13 protein-coding genes are annotated in these 16,439 nt (G+C 58.2%); 12 read left to right on the forward strand and 1 reads right to left on the reverse strand.

Annotation, left to right across the window (positions count from 1 at the left end; translation table 11 throughout):
- Positions 1-102 precede the first annotated feature (102 nt).
- Complete coding sequence (locus tag O3648_RS00070) at positions 103-1,371, reverse strand: DUF349 domain-containing protein (protein ID WP_371567649.1); 1,269 nt, start codon at positions 1,369-1,371, stop codon at positions 103-105.
- Between the two features lie 293 nt (positions 1,372-1,664).
- On the opposite strand from O3648_RS00070, the gene hisS reads away from it, so the two are divergent.
- The 12 genes from hisS (at position 1,665) to alaS (ending at position 16,437) form a co-directional block, all read left to right on the forward strand.
- Positions 1,665-3,026, forward strand: a complete 1,362-nt coding sequence (gene hisS, locus O3648_RS00075) for a histidine--tRNA ligase (protein ID WP_279740030.1) — start codon at positions 1,665-1,667, stop codon at positions 3,024-3,026.
- 885 nt (positions 3,027-3,911) lie between these two features.
- Positions 3,912-4,319 carry an endonuclease domain-containing protein gene (locus tag O3648_RS00080; RefSeq protein WP_371567651.1) on the forward strand — a complete coding sequence of 136 codons (408 nt, stop codon included), beginning with the start codon at positions 3,912-3,914 and terminating at the stop codon, positions 4,317-4,319.
- Between the two features lie 237 nt (positions 4,320-4,556).
- Complete coding sequence (gene aspS / locus O3648_RS00085) at positions 4,557-6,329, forward strand: aspartate--tRNA ligase (protein ID WP_279740026.1); 1,773 nt, start codon at positions 4,557-4,559, stop codon at positions 6,327-6,329.
- Between the two features lie 196 nt (positions 6,330-6,525).
- Positions 6,526-7,053, forward strand: coding sequence for an adenylate kinase (locus tag O3648_RS00090; protein ID WP_311446491.1), 528 nt, complete (start codon positions 6,526-6,528; stop codon positions 7,051-7,053).
- Positions 7,054-7,158: 105 nt separating this feature from the next.
- The gene (dtd, locus tag O3648_RS00095) at positions 7,159-7,593 is read left to right on the forward strand and encodes a D-aminoacyl-tRNA deacylase (RefSeq protein ID WP_314078327.1); all 435 of its coding nucleotides are present in this window, start codon (positions 7,159-7,161) and stop codon (positions 7,591-7,593) included.
- A 130-nt stretch (positions 7,594-7,723) separates the two neighbouring features.
- Positions 7,724-9,175: a replication-associated recombination protein A gene (locus tag O3648_RS00100; protein WP_279740020.1), complete on the forward strand. Its 1,452-nt coding sequence runs from the start codon at positions 7,724-7,726 to the stop codon at positions 9,173-9,175.
- A gap of 208 nt (positions 9,176-9,383) precedes the next feature.
- On the forward strand, positions 9,384-10,508 hold the full coding sequence (locus tag O3648_RS00105) for a hypothetical protein (RefSeq protein WP_279740019.1): 1,125 nt from the start codon (positions 9,384-9,386) through the stop codon (positions 10,506-10,508).
- A 302-nt stretch (positions 10,509-10,810) separates the two neighbouring features.
- Positions 10,811-11,326 carry a hypothetical protein gene (locus O3648_RS00110; protein WP_279754095.1) on the forward strand — a complete coding sequence of 172 codons (516 nt, stop codon included), beginning with the start codon at positions 10,811-10,813 and terminating at the stop codon, positions 11,324-11,326.
- A gap of 420 nt (positions 11,327-11,746) precedes the next feature.
- Positions 11,747-12,379 carry a 30S ribosomal protein S4 gene (gene rpsD, locus O3648_RS00115; protein ID WP_279790278.1) on the forward strand — a complete coding sequence of 211 codons (633 nt, stop codon included), beginning with the start codon at positions 11,747-11,749 and terminating at the stop codon, positions 12,377-12,379.
- 306 nt (positions 12,380-12,685) lie between these two features.
- The gene (locus O3648_RS00120; RefSeq protein ID WP_279740013.1) at positions 12,686-13,120 is read left to right on the forward strand and encodes a DUF948 domain-containing protein; all 435 of its coding nucleotides are present in this window, start codon (positions 12,686-12,688) and stop codon (positions 13,118-13,120) included.
- Positions 13,120-13,617 (forward strand): peptide chain release factor 4, encoded by a 498-nt coding sequence (locus O3648_RS00125; RefSeq protein WP_279740012.1) that lies wholly within the window; start codon positions 13,120-13,122, stop codon positions 13,615-13,617. The genes O3648_RS00120 and O3648_RS00125 overlap by 1 nt, the downstream gene beginning before the upstream one ends.
- A gap of 132 nt (positions 13,618-13,749) precedes the next feature.
- On the forward strand, positions 13,750-16,437 hold the full coding sequence (gene alaS, locus O3648_RS00130; protein WP_371567657.1) for an alanine--tRNA ligase: 2,688 nt from the start codon (positions 13,750-13,752) through the stop codon (positions 16,435-16,437).
- Positions 16,438-16,439: the final 2 nt, after the last annotated feature.

The following is a 16,439-nucleotide window of genomic DNA, read 5'->3' on the forward strand; positions in this document are numbered from 1 at the left end:
CATGTGGCTTCTCGGTGTTAATGAGACAAGTAACCCGGGGCGCCAGCCTCTAGCAGCCAGCACCCCGGGCACTTACCTGTCGGCTAGAACTCCGGCTAGACCCTAGTTGCCGAAGCCCTGTAGGGTTGCTGCCCAGGCGCGGCGCGCCTCCAGAGCTTCCTTAGCCTTGGCGATCTTCTTGGAGTCGCCGCCCTTCTCAGCTGCGGTGAGCTCTGCCTCCAGCTCGGCGAGGGAGTCCTCAATCTGTGCGAGCAGGGAGTTCGCCCGGGCTGCCTTGGCGGGGTCGTTGCGCTTCCACTTTGCCTCTTCGGCGCCGTTGATTTCGTCCTGAATACGGCGCAGTTCGCCGTCGACGCGGCGCAGGTCGTTGCGGGGCACGCGGCCTGCCGCATCCCAGCGGTCCAGGATCTTGTCGAAGGCTGCCTTTGCAGCCTCAATGTCTTCGACGGGCAGGAGTGCGCGTGCTTCTTCGAGCAGTGCTTCCTTGACCTTGAGGTTTTCGGCGTAGACTGCGTCCTGCGCTGCTTCGGCTTCGTTACGGGCGTTGAAGAACACGTCCTGTGCCGCGCGGAAGCGTGCCCACAGCTTGTCGTCCTCACGACGGTGGCCGCGGGGTACCTGCTTCCAGGCACGCATCAGGTCGCCGTATGCGCGGGAAGCCTCAGACCAGTCAGTTGAGGTGGACAGCTCTTCCGCACGCGCAATCAGCTCTTCCTTGGCACGCTTGATGCGTGCGTTGCGGTCGTCCAGCTGCGAGAAGTGCGCGCGGCGGTTGCGGTCGAAGGTGGTGCGAGCTGCACGGAAACGCTTCCACAGCTCGTCCTCTACGCTCTTTGCCAGGTGAATTTCGCGCTGTGCCTTCTTCCACGCTTCGAACAGTTCGTTCATGCGGGAGTGGGAGTTCTTCCAGTGAATCTGGTCAGGGTCCTGGCCGGCAATCTGTTCGGCTTCCGCGACGATTTCTTCACGGACGGCGAGGGCGCGTTCATGGTTTTCGCTGCGTGCCTGCTGCTGCTTTTCGCCGAGTTCAGTGATCTGCTCTGCGAGGGAGACGAGGCGCTTCTGCAGGCCGGTGTAGTCGCCGACCATGTTGCGCACACCGATTTGTGCACCGATGGAGGTGATGCCCTTCTGCAGGTCTGCGGCGGGGGCGTTGTTGGCGAGGCGGGATTCGAGCAGGGAAACCTGCGCCTCGACATTTTCAAATTTGCGGGCGAAGTAGCTGAGTGCTTCTTCTTCGGAGGCGCCGGGCAGCTGGCCTACTGCGTATTCTTCGCCGTCGACAATGACGAAGACGTGGCCGTCCTCGGAGACGCGGCCGTACTGGCGTGCCTTTTCGAGGTTTACAGTGTCGTCGGGTTTGGTAGTCACCGCTATAACTCTTTCACTCGGGGGTGCTGGGGGTGGGGCGCCTATGCGCTGTTCCCAGTGGTGGGCACCCGTTTGGGTGTGCGTGTGCACCTCCTAAGCATAGCCTCTGTGGGGTGTGTGTGAGTAGTGTCTGGTCGTGTTGTGTTGTGGGCGAACCTGCTAGCCGCGGGTTTGTGCGGGTTGTGCTGGGGGAGTGGGTGCTGTGCTGGGGTGGGTGTTGGTATGATGGATAGATATGCCCGGAGGTGTTCCGGGGGTTTTGTTGTCGAGTTCTTTGTCAAGGAGTATCGCGTATGGCTCGCAAGGCTTCGCTGTCTGGTTTTCCCGAGTACCTTCCGGCTGAGCGGTTGGTTGAGAATCATGTTCTGGACACTTTGCGTGAGACTTTTGAGTTGCACGGTTTCTCCCCGATTGAGACTCGTTCGGTAGAGACTATTGAGCAGCTGCTACGCAAGGGTGAGATTGACAAGGAAGTTTACGCAATTTCTCGCCTGCAGGAGGATGAGGCTGCTAAGGCTAAGGAAAAGCTGGCTCTGCACTTTGACCTGACTGTGCCGTTTGCCCGTTACGTGGTGGAGAACGCCGGTTACCTGAATTTCCCGTTCTCGCGTTACCAGATTCAGAAGGTGTGGCGTGGTGAGCGTCCGCAGGAGGGTCGTGCCCGCGAGTTCACTCAGGCTGATATTGACGTGGTTGGTGACGGCGAGCTGCCGTTCCGTTACGACGTGACCCTGGCGCTGGTTGTTGTTGATGCGCTGTCGAAGCTGCCGATTCCTGAGTTCAAGCTGCGTGTGAATAACCGCAAGCTGGCTGAGGGTTTCTACCTGGGTCTGGGTTTGACTGATACTGCGGCTGTTCTGCGTTCTATTGACAAGCTGGAGAAGATTGGTGTTGAGCGCGTGGCTGAGGAGCTGCAGGCTGAGGCTGGTGCGAGCGCGGATGCTGCCGCTGCCGCCTTGGAGCTGGCGCAGATCCGCACTGAGGATGCTTCTTTTGTGGAGCAGGTGCGTGCGCTTGCCGCTAAGTATTCGGTGGAGCATGAGCTGCTGGATCAGGGTCTTGCTGAGCTGGCTGAGGTCATTGAGGAGGCGTCTCGCCGTGCGCCGGGTAAGGTGCTGGCTGACCTGTCGATTGCTCGTGGCCTGGACTACTACACTGGCACCGTGTATGAGACTGTGCTGGTTGGTCACGAGTCGCTGGGTTCGATCTGCTCGGGTGGCCGTTATGAGTCGCTGGCGTCGAATGGTAAGAAGACGTACCCGGGTGTTGGCCTGTCGATTGGTGTGACTCGTGTGGTGGCTCGTATTCTGTCGCAGGGTTTTGCGCAGGCGAGCCGTAAGGTGCCTTCGGCTGTGTTTGTTGCCCTGACGAATGATGAGGGCTGGTCTGCTGCGAATGATGTTGCGGATGCGCTGCGTGCCCGCGGTATTGCCTGCGAGGTGTCTGCGAATGCGGCGAAGTTCGGTAAGCAGATTAAGTACGCTGAGAAGCGCGGCATTCCGTTCGTGTGGTTCATTTCCTCGGATGAGTCGGGTGCCCCGGTTCACGAGGTGAAGGATATCCGTTCGGGTGAGCAGGTTGCTGCTGATCCGGCTTCGTGGATGCCGCCGGCTGAGGATCTGCACGTTCAGATTGTACGTGCTGAGGGCCTGTAAATAGTAGGTAAATAGTAGGGGCCCGTCATACCCTGTGGGGTTTGGCCACTGTAGTATCTGACTACTCTGAGCCTGGATATGTACCCGCCTGGTGTGGAGGATTGACTTCCTTGCCGGGCGGGTTTTTGTTGCGCTGTGTGGATTTGTACTGGGCAGATTTGTGCCATGGGTTAGTGTCTTCTGCCATGGTTTTTACCTACGACAGAAGACACTAACCCATGGCACAAAAATTCTGAGATACAACCTAAACCTGTGGATAGTGGATATTTCCCTAAAAACAGCGAAGTTATCCACAGATTTCACGAACAGATTCCACGACTTCGCAGAGACTGTCAGGATAAAGCCATGAATACCGTAAATATCCTGAATCCCCAAACCCCAGCCGTGCAAGGCCCAATCACACGTGCAGCCGAGCTGTACCCTCTCGTGCTCACCCCTCGCATCCTTAACTCACGAGGCATTGGAGCCCGGCATATCCGTGCGATGATAGCGGCAGGAACATTGCAACGTATTCAGCGAGGAGCCTATATTTACACCCGCGATGCTCAGGTGCTCACTCCCGATGAGCGGCTCGCGGTACGGTGCATTGCCGCCTACCTCATGGGTCTTCAGGGGGTTTTCTCACACACATCAGCAGCTGCACTCTGGGGGCTAGATGTACTCAACGTACCTTCAATCGTGCATGTGTACAGTACCGCCACTAGCCCATCCGATAGGGGGCGCATCTGCAGGCATAGGCGAGGTTTTGACCCTAATGCAGTGACCGCAATACCCGGTACACACGTCATGGCGACAACGGTGGCTCGTACACTGCAGGATTGCGCTCGCACTATGCCCTTTCGGGAGGCGGTAGTCCTCGCCGACTCCATCATGCGGCGGGGACTAATGGAACCCCACGAAGTTATCGAGACTCTGCTGAATCTCACCGGCTATGGCGGTTCCGCAGGGCCCCTCCTGGCACAGGCGGTGGATGCATCCAGCGAGTCGGCTGGTGAAAGCCTCACCCGGTGCCTACTCATGGAACATGAGTTACCTACCCCCATGACGCAGTACCCGATTTCGTGCGAGGGGCGTAACTATCGGGTGGACTTCGCCTGGCCCGAGGCGCGGGTGATTCTCGAGTTCGACGGCGAACAGAAATACGTGGACCACCCCGGCAGGGACCGCTACGAGGCTGCCCGTGACCGCGCTCTAACCCGCGCCGACTGGAGAATCGTGCATCTAACCTGGGCTGATATTTTTCAGAAAGAGCGGGAATTTATTGCCCATCTTCGGGGACTGCTCATACGGTAAGGCTAACGCTACAAATTTCGACCATAGGTTAGTGTCTTCTGCCATGGTTTTTAACTACGACAAAAGATACTAACCTATGGTACAAACCCGCGTCCTGCCTCCACACCCTATTTTCTGCCCTCGACATGCCTAGAGGGGATACAATATATGAGGCGCACGCAGTGTGCGCATATCATCAACCGCGTGTACCCGGCTACTGTCTATAGTCGTGAGGTGCGCGCTATGAAAGGAATGTCTGTGCTTCGCACTCACACCAACGGCGAGCTGACCGCCGCAAATATTGGAGAGACTGTTACCCTGACCGGTTGGGTGGCTCGCCGCCGCGACCACGGTGGTGTCGCCTTCGTTGACCTGCGTGACCGCGAGGGCGTCACCCAGTGCGTTTTCCACAATGAGGCTGACTTTGAGCACCTGCGTAATGAGTACGTTCTGCGCGTGACCGGCCAGGTTTCTAAGCGCCCGGAGGGTAACGAGAACCCGAACCTGGCAACCGGCGAGATTGAGGTTGAGGTGTCCGCCGTTGAGGTGCTGAACACTGCCGCTCCGCTGCCTTTCCAGATTGACGAGCACGTTGAGGTGGGTGAGGAGGCGCGCCTGCGCTACCGCTACCTGGATCTTCGCCGCCCGGAGCCGGCTCGCATCATGCGCCTGCGTTCGGACGCGAACCGTGCGGCACGCAACCTGCTGGCCGAGGACGGCTACATTGAGGTTGAGACCCCGACCCTGACCCGTTCCACCCCTGAGGGTGCGCGTGACTTCCTGGTGCCGGCTCGTCTGGCTCCGGGTTCTTGGTACGCGTTGCCGCAGTCCCCGCAGCTGTTCAAGCAGCTGCTGCAGGTGGGCGGTATTGAGAAGTACTACCAGATTGCTCGCTGCTACCGTGACGAGGATTTCCGTGCGGACCGTCAGCCTGAGTTCACTCAGCTGGACATTGAGGCTTCGTTCGTTGATCAGGAAGACATCATTGACCTGGGCGAACGCATCGTTGAGGCTGTGTGGAACCTGATTGATGTGAAGGTTCCCCGCCCGATTCAGCGCATGACCTACAAGGATGCGATGGAGAAGTACGGTTCGGATAAGCCTGACCTGCGTTTTGGTCTGGAGCTGACTGAGCTGACCGAGTACTTCAAGGACACCACTTTCCGCGTGTTCAAGGCTCCTTACGTGGGTGCTGTGGTCATGCCCGGTGGTGCTTCTCAGCCTCGCCGTACTTTGGACGCTTGGCAGGAATGGGCTAAGCAGCGTGGTGCTAAGGGCCTGGCTTATGTCCTCATTCAGGAGGATGGCGAGCTGACCGGTCCGGTTGCTAAGAACATTACTGATGCTGAGCGTGCTGGCCTGGCTGAGGCTACCGGCGCGAAGCCCGGCGACTGCATCTTCTTCGCTGCTGGGGAGGCTAAGGCTTCCCGCGCACTGCTGGGTGCTGCGCGTGTTGAGATTGGTCACCGTACCGGCCTGATTAAGGACGGCGAGTGGTCCTTCGTGTGGGTTGTTGACGCTCCCATGTTCGAGTCTTCTGCTGACGCTACTGAGTCCGGTGACGTGGCTCTGGGCCACTCCGCGTGGACTGCTGTGCACCACGCGTTCACCTCCCCGAAGCCCGAGTTCATGGATACTTTCGACACCGACCCGGGTTCGGCTCTGGCGTACGCTTACGACATTGTCTGCAACGGTAACGAGATTGGTGGCGGTTCGATCCGTATTCACCGCCGTGACGTGCAGGAACGCGTGTTCGCTGTGATGGGCATTGGTGAGGAAGAGGCCCAGGAGAAGTTCGGCTTCCTGCTGGATGCGTTCAAGTACGGCGCACCGCCCATGGGTGGTATTGCGTTCGGTTGGGACCGTATTGTGTCTCTGCTGGCTGGCGTTGATTCGATCCGCGAGGTTATTGCGTTCCCGAAGACCGGTAACGGTTACGATCCGCTGACTGCGGCTCCTGCACCGATTACTCCGGAGCAGCGTAAGGAAGCTGGCGTTGATTTCAAGCCGAAGAAGAAGGACGAAGAGTAGTTAGTCTTCTCTAGTCTTTGGTCATGCGCCCCGTAGGGGTGTGGGCCTGTGCGGCGTGGACCCGGCGGGCGTTGAGTTGTGCCGGGGTCGCCGTTGAGGGTGGGCTGTGTATTCTGCCTGTGCAGGGTCACAGCCCGCCCTTTGTCTCAACTGGCGTGCGTGCCGATCTGTGTACTAAGTAAAGGGGGAGGGGAGCATGCGTATTCTGGTTGCCGGCCCGAGCGGTAGCGGTAAGACGACGTTCGCGGCGCGGTTAGGGCGCCTCCTGGACATTCCGCATACGGAGATGGACTCGTTGCATTGGGGTCCGAACTGGACTCCGCGCCCTAGTTTTGAGGCGGATGTTCAGACGCTCATTGAGCGGCCTGCGTGGATTACGGAGTGGCAGTATCCGCAGGTGCGTGGCCGCCTGCTGGAGCGTGCGGATGTGGTGATTTACTTGCGCTATAGCCGTGCGGTGGTCATGTGGCGTGTGGTTCGCCGGACGGTGCGCCGTGCGGTGACGGGTCAGAGGCTGTGGGCTGATAATGTGGAGCCGCCATTGAAGAATATTCTGCGTGACCCGGACAACATGATTCGGTACACGTGGAGGAGCTACCCGCACGTCGGGGAATTGCTGGCGGAGGCTCGCGGGCAGCATCTGCAGAAGCGTTTTATCGAGTTTCGTACCCCGCGGGCGGCAAACCAGTTTTTGCGTGCCGTGCAACTGCGCGGTGTGCTCTGAGGCGGCTGCCCTAAACCAGCCGCCGAGAGCGGGGTTGAGCGAGATGTATGAGCCCGGTGAAGGCCGGCTCCAAGTTGAAAGATGAACCCAGTTGAAAGGTGAACGATGCGAGCTGTTATTCAGCGTGTGACCCGCGCGGTGGTGCGCGTGAACGGTGAGACGGTCGGCGCGATTGAGCAGCCCGGCTATCTGGTGCTGGTTGGTATCACTCACGGTGATGGTGCGGCGCAGATTGCGAAGCTTGCCGATAAGACCGCGAACCTGCGCCTGCTGGAGGGGGAGAAGTCCCTCCTCGATGAGGGTGCACCCGTGCTGGCGGTCAGCCAGTTCACCCTGTACGGGGATGCGAAGAAGGGCCGCCGCCCCTCCTGGTCTGCTGCTGCGCCCGGCGCGGTGAGTGAGCCGCTGTTCAACGATTATGTTCAGGCGTTGCGTGAGCATGGCCTGCACGTGGAGACCGGTGTGTTCGGTGCGGACATGCAGGTGGAGCTTGTCAATGACGGCCCGGTGACCCTGATTCTCGATAGTGAGACCCTCTAAGAGTGGCTCACAATTTAGACGCTAGGTTCTGATTTCTGGTCATGAGTTAGTGACTTCGGCGGGGGTCTTTAACCCGTACCAGAGTCACGAAGTCATGACCGAATTTCCTGTGAAACGATAGAGTAAGACTATGGCTGATTCCCTCTTTGATCTTGAATTGCCCGATGACGGGGACCGCGTGAGCCTGATTGGCGCGCCCGCTGAGGAGCCCTCCTCGCGTGCCTCTGCGTCGCGTGCGCACTCTTCCCGTTCGGCGTCTCGTGCACCGTTGGCGGTGCGTATGCGTCCGCGCACTATTGATGAGGTTCTCGGCCAGGATCATCTGCTGACTCCGGGTGCGCCTTTGCGCGTATTGGCGGGGGAGAACGCCGGACCGGCTGGCCCGTCTTCGGTGATTCTATACGGCCCTCCGGGTACGGGCAAGACCACCCTGGCGCATGTGATTGCGCGCGCGCCGGGTCGTAAGTTCGTGGAGCTTTCGGCGATTACCGCGGGCGTGAAGGATGTTCGCGCGGTCATGGATCAGGCGCTGCTCGACCGCGATATGTACGGCACGACTACCGTACTCTTCCTCGATGAGATTCACCGTTTCACGAAGGCTCAGCAGGATGCGCTCCTACCCGGCGTGGAGAACCGCTGGGTGATTCTGGTGGCGGCTACGACGGAGAACCCGTCGTTCAGCATTATTTCGCCGCTGCTTTCGCGCTCGCTGCTGTTGCGGGTTCATTCGCTGGAGCAGTCCGATATTGAGCACCTGATTGACCGTGCGTTGGCTGACCCGCGCGGTTTTGGCGGCGCGGCGGTCATTGATGCGGATGCGCGCGCCCACCTCGCGGCAGTTTCTGGAGGCGATGCTCGCCGCTCCCTAACCTCGCTGGAGGCGGCGGTTGCGATTGCGTTTAGTGAGGCTGAGGACGCCGGTGTTGAGTATTCGGTCAAGCAGCCCCTGCCGGTGACGGCAGAGCACGCGAGCTTGGCGGTCAATCGGTCGGTGGTGCACTATGATAAGCAGGGCGATCAGCACTACGACGTCACCAGTGCCTTTATTAAGTCGATTCGTGGCTCAGACGTGGATGCTGCCCTACACTATCTAGCGCGCATGATTGAGGCGGGGGAGGACCCCCGGTTTATTGCCCGCCGCCTGATTGTTCATGCCAGTGAGGATATCGGTATGGCTGACCCCACGGCCCTGACTGCTGCGGTGAATGCTGCTCAGGCTGTTCAGCTGGTGGGGCTGCCGGAGGCTCGGTTGAATTTGGCGCAGGCGACGATTCATCTAGCGTCTGCCCCTAAGTCGAATGCCGTGTACCGGGCTATCGATGGGGCGTTGGCGGACGTCCGTGCGGGCTTGGCAGGGCCGGTTCCGGTTCATCTGCGCGATGGTCACTACCCGGGGGCTACTGCACTGGGGCATGGTAAGGGCTATGTCTACCCTCACGATCAGAAGAACGGGGTGGCCCGCCAACAATATGCCCCTGAGGCTCTGGTGGGGAAGGTCTACTATACTCCCACAGTTTTTGGGGCTGAGGGACAGATAGGGGAGCGTCTGAAAAAAATAGCCTGCCTACGCGAGCCCGCCTAGTGAAAATCTGCAAAGAAAAGAGAGGAAGCCAGACGCTCTGTGGTTAACAGAATACGAAAGAAACTTGGGCGATTACGTCTGCTTTTCTAGCTTACGGGTCTATAATTAAGGAGTTGTAAGTACATCTGTGAGAGCATTGTGTTTTCATAGAGCTTTGTGGTATTTACACGTCTTATTTCTCCCTAAATACTTTAAGGAAAAGTTACACATGACTCACGGTTTTTCCCGACGCACCCTAGCAAAGGGTGTTGCCTGGGCAGCTCCTGTGGTTGTTGCGTCTGCGTCGGTTCCCGTTTACGCGGCTTCTTCTCCCTGCCCCGCTGACATCGACGCACAGGTAGAGGCTGTCTTCCAGAGGCGTCTGGCCGCTCTGCCCAACCTGCAGAACACCACCATTCGTTTCTGGTACAACAATAACGCTAGCTCCAACGGTGCCCTAGGAACCTCCAACCTGCGTGTGCAGGTAACCAACGGTGGTGTTCTGGACGTTCCTCAGCTGCCCTTCGGCTTCGAGTTCGCTCAGCGTAACGTTGCCACCTCTCCCGCTATCAACAAGCTCTTCGGCGGCGGCAAGATCCGTTCCGCCCAGATGCCTGCTGAATGGCCTGCCAACAACAAATGGAACACCAGCACCGGTGTAGCTGACGATTCTCCCGCAGCTGTCAACGTGGATGATCCCAATGCTCCTAACCAGCGCGACGTCTCCCATGCCTCTTCCTACATCGACGTCTACTCTGCTGACGGCCGCTACAACAACCTGGGTGCTGGCGAGTTCGGTGAAGAGACCGGTGTTGCCGAGGGTAACCATCTCAAGTGGCTCTTCGCCATCAAGCCCAACACTGCAGCCACCAAGGGCGACGCTGTTGACTTCGTTAACTCCCACTGGCGTGATGGTACCGTTATTGGCTCTGGCGCAATCTACACTGCCATTGGTGTTCGCCCCGTTGGCTTCCTGCCCCCCAGCTTCGATGAGGTCCGTTCTTCCGTTGGCTCCTCTGTTGACGAGGCCTGCCTGCTGAACGCCTACACCAAGAGTGTAGACAACTGGAACAAGAGCAAAAAGCGTTTCGCCGGTGCCACCATCCAGTTCTCTGGTTGGGCTCACGACACCAGCGGTGACACCAAGGCTGTTACCTACACCGGTAGCGGCTACGTCTACTCCAACGAGATTGGTGCCTTCCAGAAGACCACCTCTGCAGGCGCTGCCGGTACCGGCTTCAATGGTTCCACCTCCAATGCTGTGACCTTCTTCAACGCCCAGCTGGTTGGACTCACTCGTGGCCAGGACACCCAGCTTGGCTACCAGCTCATGTATGCCGATGGTATCTGGTAAGATCAAAGGTAAATCCAACTCTTTGTGTCTATAGTTAGACTCATAGGGAAAGGGTTAAGCGGGGGAGGGGTTACATATCCCTCCCCCGCTCTGTGATACCCTCTAAAAGCCCCGCATGGGGGCTGATAAGGCGCAAATGGAGTGTTTTTGCCCCCATAAAAGGAAGTAAAAACCGAATACATAGTCAGCCTTTAGCTTGCTAAAATCTTAGGTGTGCCACTGATTGGTTGAGACCTAGTAGTCGGCCCCTCCTCGACATATTGCTCACGCTTTCGCATCTTTAGAGATTGGATGATGTACTTATGATGAAAAAGACCCTGACTGCAACCCTTGTAGGCGCTCTAGCCCTGGGCGGTGCAGCCCTGACTCCTGCAGAGGCAGCTACCGCACCTACCTCTGTTAATGCCTACACCAACGTAAGTTCTTTCGCTCCGGTTCCCGGCCTAGCCACCATCGGCCAGCTCTATCTAGGGAATGCAGGCTCCGCCTCAGGCAACCTGCCCAGCGGAACTCGTTTCTACGTAACCGTCGAGGATATGAGCGGTGCCCCCGTCCGGAACACCTCTTTAACCCTCACTACTCCCATGTCAACCAAGATCAAGATTGCTCGTGTCAACTCCCACACCTTTATGGTAACCCTCCGCGGTGAGCTGGGTCCCGGCGAGCAGATTCGTCTTGACTGGGCTCATGGCCACTACTTGAACCACTCCAAGCGTAACAAGATTGTGGTTACCACCGACTACATCCCTAACACTGCTGTAGACACCAACACTGCTAACAATACCAGCGTTTACGATAACTACGGCTACGGCATCTAAGAAATTTAAGGTTCCACCTATATGAGAGTAAGTCGGCTCTAGGAGATTTTTTTCCCTTAGAGCCGACTTCTTATATTTGTAAACCAGAAAAAGCTTGTTGAGCATACAGTAGACGCTATGTTTAATATCATAGTCAGTTCCTCCTCCCTGACCTACCTTGAGTGGCTACACTAGAAAGGTGGCTGGCAGACTACCCAAAACGCAGCGTCCGCCCCGGTAACGGGGTAGAAACTGATCATCGGGTAGCTCATAGTACCGAGAGTGCGGCTGCTCTCTACTCTCCACCGCCCAAACCGTGGGCGGCCTACCGGAGGCCAGACCACCAGAACAATGGCACACCCACACCCATGGGAAACGCTCAGCACATCACCGTATATGCGTCATGAGCCGTGCCACCGCTAAAGAAAAGGAATACGAACTGTGGCAAACCACAACCGCCCCCGCCGTACCGTGCGTCAGTCCCGTGCCCTGGGCATTGCACTGACCCCGAAGGCAGAAAAGTACCTAGAGCGCCGTCCTTACGGCCCCGGCCAGCACGGCCGTGCCCGCAAGAAGGCTGACTCCAACTACGCTACCCAGCTGAAGGAAAAGCAGCGTCTGCGCGCTCAGTACAACATTCGCGAGGCACAGATGCGCCGCGCATACCTCGAGGCAAAGCGTACCGAGGGCCAGACCGGTAAGAACATGGTCGAGCTGCTCGAGACCCGCCTCGACGCTCTGGTTCTGCGTGCAGGCTTCGCCCGCACCATTGCACAGGCACGTCAGATGGTTGTTCACCGTCACATCATGGTTGACGGCGTTCGCGTGGACCGCCCCTCGTTCCAGGTTAAGCCCGGCCAGTTGATCCACGTTCACCCCAAGGCTGAGAAGACCACCCCCTTCCAGGCTGCGGCTGCAGGTGAGAACCAGGCAGTTCTGCCCGAGGTTCCCGCGTACCTGAACGTTGAGATTGAGAAGCTGCACGCAAAGCTTGAGCGTAAGCCCAAGCGCGAAGAGATCCCCGTGATCTGCGACGAGCAGCTGGTCGTTGAGTACTACTCGCGTCTGGCATAATCTCGATTTTTCGAGAAGCAACCCGTCCTGCACCGTTCGGTGGGGGGCGGGTTGTTCCCGTTTAACGCGCGGGTTTTTGGGTATATACACCAGAGAGCAGTGGCGCCACTGAACCTGTGAATCTTCCGTCGCTGGGAGTTTCATGAGAGTTTAGGGGGCGCTTGAAGGATTTTTCGACTAAAATAAGGGATTGAACTGTGTGTACAGTCCTGATATGTACGCACAATCCGGCTGCATGCCACGGTGGCATGCGGTCCTGTACGACTATTTGATAAGCATCATGCATTGAGCGGAATGGGGTTATAGATGACCGGCGGAGATATTGCGGGCCTGATTGCAGCAGGAGTTTTTGCGATTCTGGTGGCTCTTCTTGCGCTACCCATTATTCGCCTGACTAAGGTATTTGATGAGCTTATCGTGACGATTCGTTCGCTGAACCAGAGCACCGGCCCCCTCATTGAAGAGGTGACCCGCACTGTGGTAACCACCAATGAGCAGCTGGAGAAGGTTGACGACATCACCTCGAACGTTTCAGATGCGTCTGCGAATGTTTCTGCGCTGTCCTCGCTGGTGACCTCGACTGTGGGTCAGCCGCTGATTAAGGTTGCGTCCTTCTCCTACGGTGTGCGTCAGGCGTTCCGCGGAGGTAAGCCCGGCGACGCACACGGCACCGGCAACAACAACGCTGGCGGTCAGTATGGTTCGGCACAGTCCTCTTACTCTGCAGGTGGTGAGAACTAATGGGTCTGCTTCGTTCAGCTCTTCTGCTTGGCGCCGGCGCGGCGGTTGGTTACTTTGCTTCCAAGCGTGCCACCGCCTCCGAACCTGCTCAGCGTACCCCCGGCAGCGCCCTGCTCATGCGTGAGCACGGTGAACTGGCCCTCAACCCGGAGTCTCAGATGGGAAAGTTCTTCGATTCGCCGATTGGCAAGCCCCTGCAGCCGTATGCGTTGCGTGCTGTTGAGTTCGCCGCCCGCGTGCGTGAGGGCATGCAGGAAAAGGAGATGGAGCTCAACGCTAAGGTGGAGCGCCAGAAGCAGGATCTGCGTCCTGGCTCCCTGGATACCTGGGAGCGCAAGATGAGCTCGACTGAGATTGAGTCCACGAACCGCCGCCTGGCTGAGCGTGAACTTATTGAGGTGGAGGCTGAGATTGCCTCCTTGGAAGAGGCGCAGAAGCGAGCGCGTGAGCAGCGCATTGCGCGTGACCGTCAGCTCGGTGACGGCTTCTTCAACTAGGTTTTAAAACGTGGTGTCTTCGCCCGTAAACCACGGTACGAGACTGGCTCAATTAGCCATTTTGCTCTCGGGCAGGCACCATAGGTCAGTAGACTAATTTAGAATTTCGCACAGATTACTCTAAGGAACGAGATGCTCTCACAGGAGATTTCCAAGCGCTGGATCGATTTCTTCGCTTCCCGCGGCCATACTGTGGTGCCTTCGGCATCGCTGATTTCGAACGAGCCCGGCGCTATGTTCACTATTGCCGGTATGGTGCCGTTCATTCCCTACTTCTTGGGCCGTGAGACCCCTCCGTTCTCCCGCGCGACCAGCGTGCAGAAGTGCATCCGCACCCTGGACATTGAAGAGGTGGGTAAGACTGCGCGTCACGGTACCTTCTTTCAGATGGCTGGTAACTTCTCCTTCGGTGATTACTTCAAGGAGAAGGCGATTCCTTTCGCTTACGAGTTGCTGACTACCTCTCAGGATCAGGGTGGTTTTGGCCTGGACCCCGAGCGTTTGTGGGTCACCATCTACGAGGGTGACGAAGAAGCATTCGAGATTTGGACTAAGACCGTTGGGTTCCCCGCTGAGCGTATTCAGCGTATGGGCATGAAGGAAAACTACTGGTCCACTGGTCAGCCCGGCCCTGCAGGTCCCGACTCGGAGATTTTCTATGACCGTGGCCCCGCCTATGGTAAGGAAGGCGGCCCGGCGGCTGACGACGACCGTTACATTGAGATTTGGAACCTCGTGTTTATGCAGTACCAGCGTGGCGAGGGCCTCGGCAAGGATGACTTCGAGATTCTGGGTGAGCTGCCGAAGAAGAACATTGATACCGGCCTGGGTGTTGAGCGCCTGGCAATGCTGTTGCAGGGTGTTGAGAACTTCTACGAGACCGACCAGGTTCGCCCGGTTTTGGATGCAGCATCCAAACTGTCCGGTAAGAAGTACCACGGCTCTGAGTCCCCTGAGGACGAAGGCTACGAGGACGACGTGCGTATGCGCGTGGTGGCTGACCACATCCGCTCCTCCCTCATGCTGATTGCTGACGGTGTCACCCCCTCCAACGAGGGTCGCGGCTACATTCTGCGCCGTCTGATGCGCCGCGCTATCCGTGCGATGCGTCTGCTGGGCGTGACTGAGCCTTGCCTGCCCGTGCTGTTCCCGGCGTCTTGCGAGGCTATGAAGGGTGCTTTCCCGTACGTGGGTGATGACTTCGAGCGTATTTCCCGCATTGCCTACGCTGAGGAGAAGGCGTTCCTGCATACCATTGAGACCGGTACTGAGCGTCTGGAAGAGGCAGTTGCTGCCGCTAAGAAGGACGGCTCCAACGCTGTTTCCGGTGCTGAGGCGTTTGCTCTGCACGACACCTACGGCTTCCCGATTGACCTGACCCTGGAGATGGCTGCTGAGGCTGGCGTGAAGGTTGACGAGAAGGCTTTCCGTGAGCTGATGGCTGAGCAGCGTCACCGTGCACAGGCTGACGCTAAGGCGAAGAAGGGCGCGTTCGCTGACCTGTCCGAGCTGCGTAAGCTCGTGGATGAGCGTGGCTCCATCTTCACCGGTTACACCGAGCTGCGTACTGAGACTCACCTGCGTGCAATCCTGGTGGACGGCGTATCTGTTCCCGCAGCTAAGGCTGGCGACAAGATTGAGGTTGTCCTGGATGAGACTCCGTTCTACGCTGAGGCTGGTGGCCAGGCAGCTGATACCGGTGTTATTACCGGCAACGGCTTCATCATTGACGTTCAGGATGTTCAGCAGCCCGTGAAGGGCCTGAGTGTTCACCGCGCCGTTGTACGTGAGGGCGAGGTTCACACCGGTGCTGAGGTTGTGGCACAGGTTGACGTTCAGCGTCGCCGCGACGGTGAGAAGGCACACTCCGGTACCCACATTATTCACGCAGCTCTGCACCAGGTGTTGGGTAATGAAGCAACTCAGCGCGGCTCCTTCAACAAGGAAGGCTACCTGCGCTTCGACTTCGCATGGGGCGAGGGCCTGTCCGAGTCTGCTAAGCGTGAGGTTGAAGAGGTAGCAAACCTCGCTATTCGCGATAACCACCAGGTGATTACCCGTGAGATGCCGCTGGCTGAGGCTAAGGCTCTTGGCGCTATGAGCCTCTTCGGCGAGAAGTACGGCGACGTGGTGCGTGTTGTTGAAATCGGTGGCGAGTTCTCCCGCGAGCTGTGCGGTGGTACCCACGTTGGTTCGTCCGCTGAGGTTGGTTCCCTGACCCTGCTGACTGAGGGTTCTGTTGGCTCCGGTAACCGCCGTGTTGAGGCTCTGGTGGGTCTGGACTCCTTCAACCACCTGACTGCTGAGCGTACCCTGGTGAACCAGCTGACCGGTCTGATGAAGGTTCAGTCCTCCGCTGATCTGCCGGAGAAGATTAACCAGACTCTGGCTAAGCTGAAGGCTGCTGAGAAGGAACTGGCTCAGCTGCGCCGCGAGAAGCTGCAGGCTGAGGCTGGCAAGTTGCTGGAGAATGCACAGACCATCGGTTCTGTTCGCGTTCTGGCGCATGACGCTGGCGAACTGGACGCTAACGGCGTTCGTGAGCTGGCTCTGGATCTGCGTTCGCGCTTCGGCTCCGAGGCTGCGGTTGTTGCTGTGGTGGGTGTGGCTAATGGTCGCCCCGTTATCCTGGTAGCAACCAACGAGGGCGCTCGTGAGGCTGGCGTGAAGGCTGGCGCTCTGGTCCGCGTCGCTGCCGGTGTTCTCGGCGGCGGTGGCGGCGGTAAGGACGACGTCGCTCAGGGTGGTGGCCAGGATGCATCCAAGATTGGTGCTGCACTGGACGCTGTCCGCGACGCTATCGCACAGGCTCAGGCCTAAAT

It is taken from the genome of Rothia sp. 27098_8_161, assembly GCF_041432905.1.
GTDB lineage: Bacteria > Actinomycetota > Actinomycetes > Actinomycetales > Micrococcaceae > Rothia.

Bases quoted from the DNA above. Each gene is read 5' to 3' on its own strand.
- hisS (WP_279740030.1), top strand. From the start codon at position 1,665: ATGGCTCGCAAGGCTTCGCTGTCTGGTTTTCCCGAGTACCTTCCGGCT.
- O3648_RS00080 (WP_371567651.1), top strand. From the start codon at position 3,912: ATGGAACCCCACGAAGTTATCGAGACTCTGCTGAATCTCACCGGCTAT.
- O3648_RS00090 (WP_311446491.1), top strand. From the start codon at position 6,526: ATGCGTATTCTGGTTGCCGGCCCGAGCGGTAGCGGTAAGACGACGTTC.
- dtd (WP_314078327.1), top strand. From the start codon at position 7,159: ATGCGAGCTGTTATTCAGCGTGTGACCCGCGCGGTGGTGCGCGTGAAC.
- O3648_RS00100 (WP_279740020.1), top strand. From the start codon at position 7,724: ATGGCTGATTCCCTCTTTGATCTTGAATTGCCCGATGACGGGGACCGC.
- O3648_RS00105 (WP_279740019.1), top strand. From the start codon at position 9,384: ATGACTCACGGTTTTTCCCGACGCACCCTAGCAAAGGGTGTTGCCTGG.
- O3648_RS00110 (WP_279754095.1), top strand. From the start codon at position 10,811: ATGATGAAAAAGACCCTGACTGCAACCCTTGTAGGCGCTCTAGCCCTG.
- O3648_RS00120 (WP_279740013.1), top strand. From the start codon at position 12,686: ATGACCGGCGGAGATATTGCGGGCCTGATTGCAGCAGGAGTTTTTGCG.
- O3648_RS00125 (WP_279740012.1), top strand. From the start codon at position 13,120: ATGGGTCTGCTTCGTTCAGCTCTTCTGCTTGGCGCCGGCGCGGCGGTT.
- alaS (WP_371567657.1), top strand. From the start codon at position 13,750: ATGCTCTCACAGGAGATTTCCAAGCGCTGGATCGATTTCTTCGCTTCC.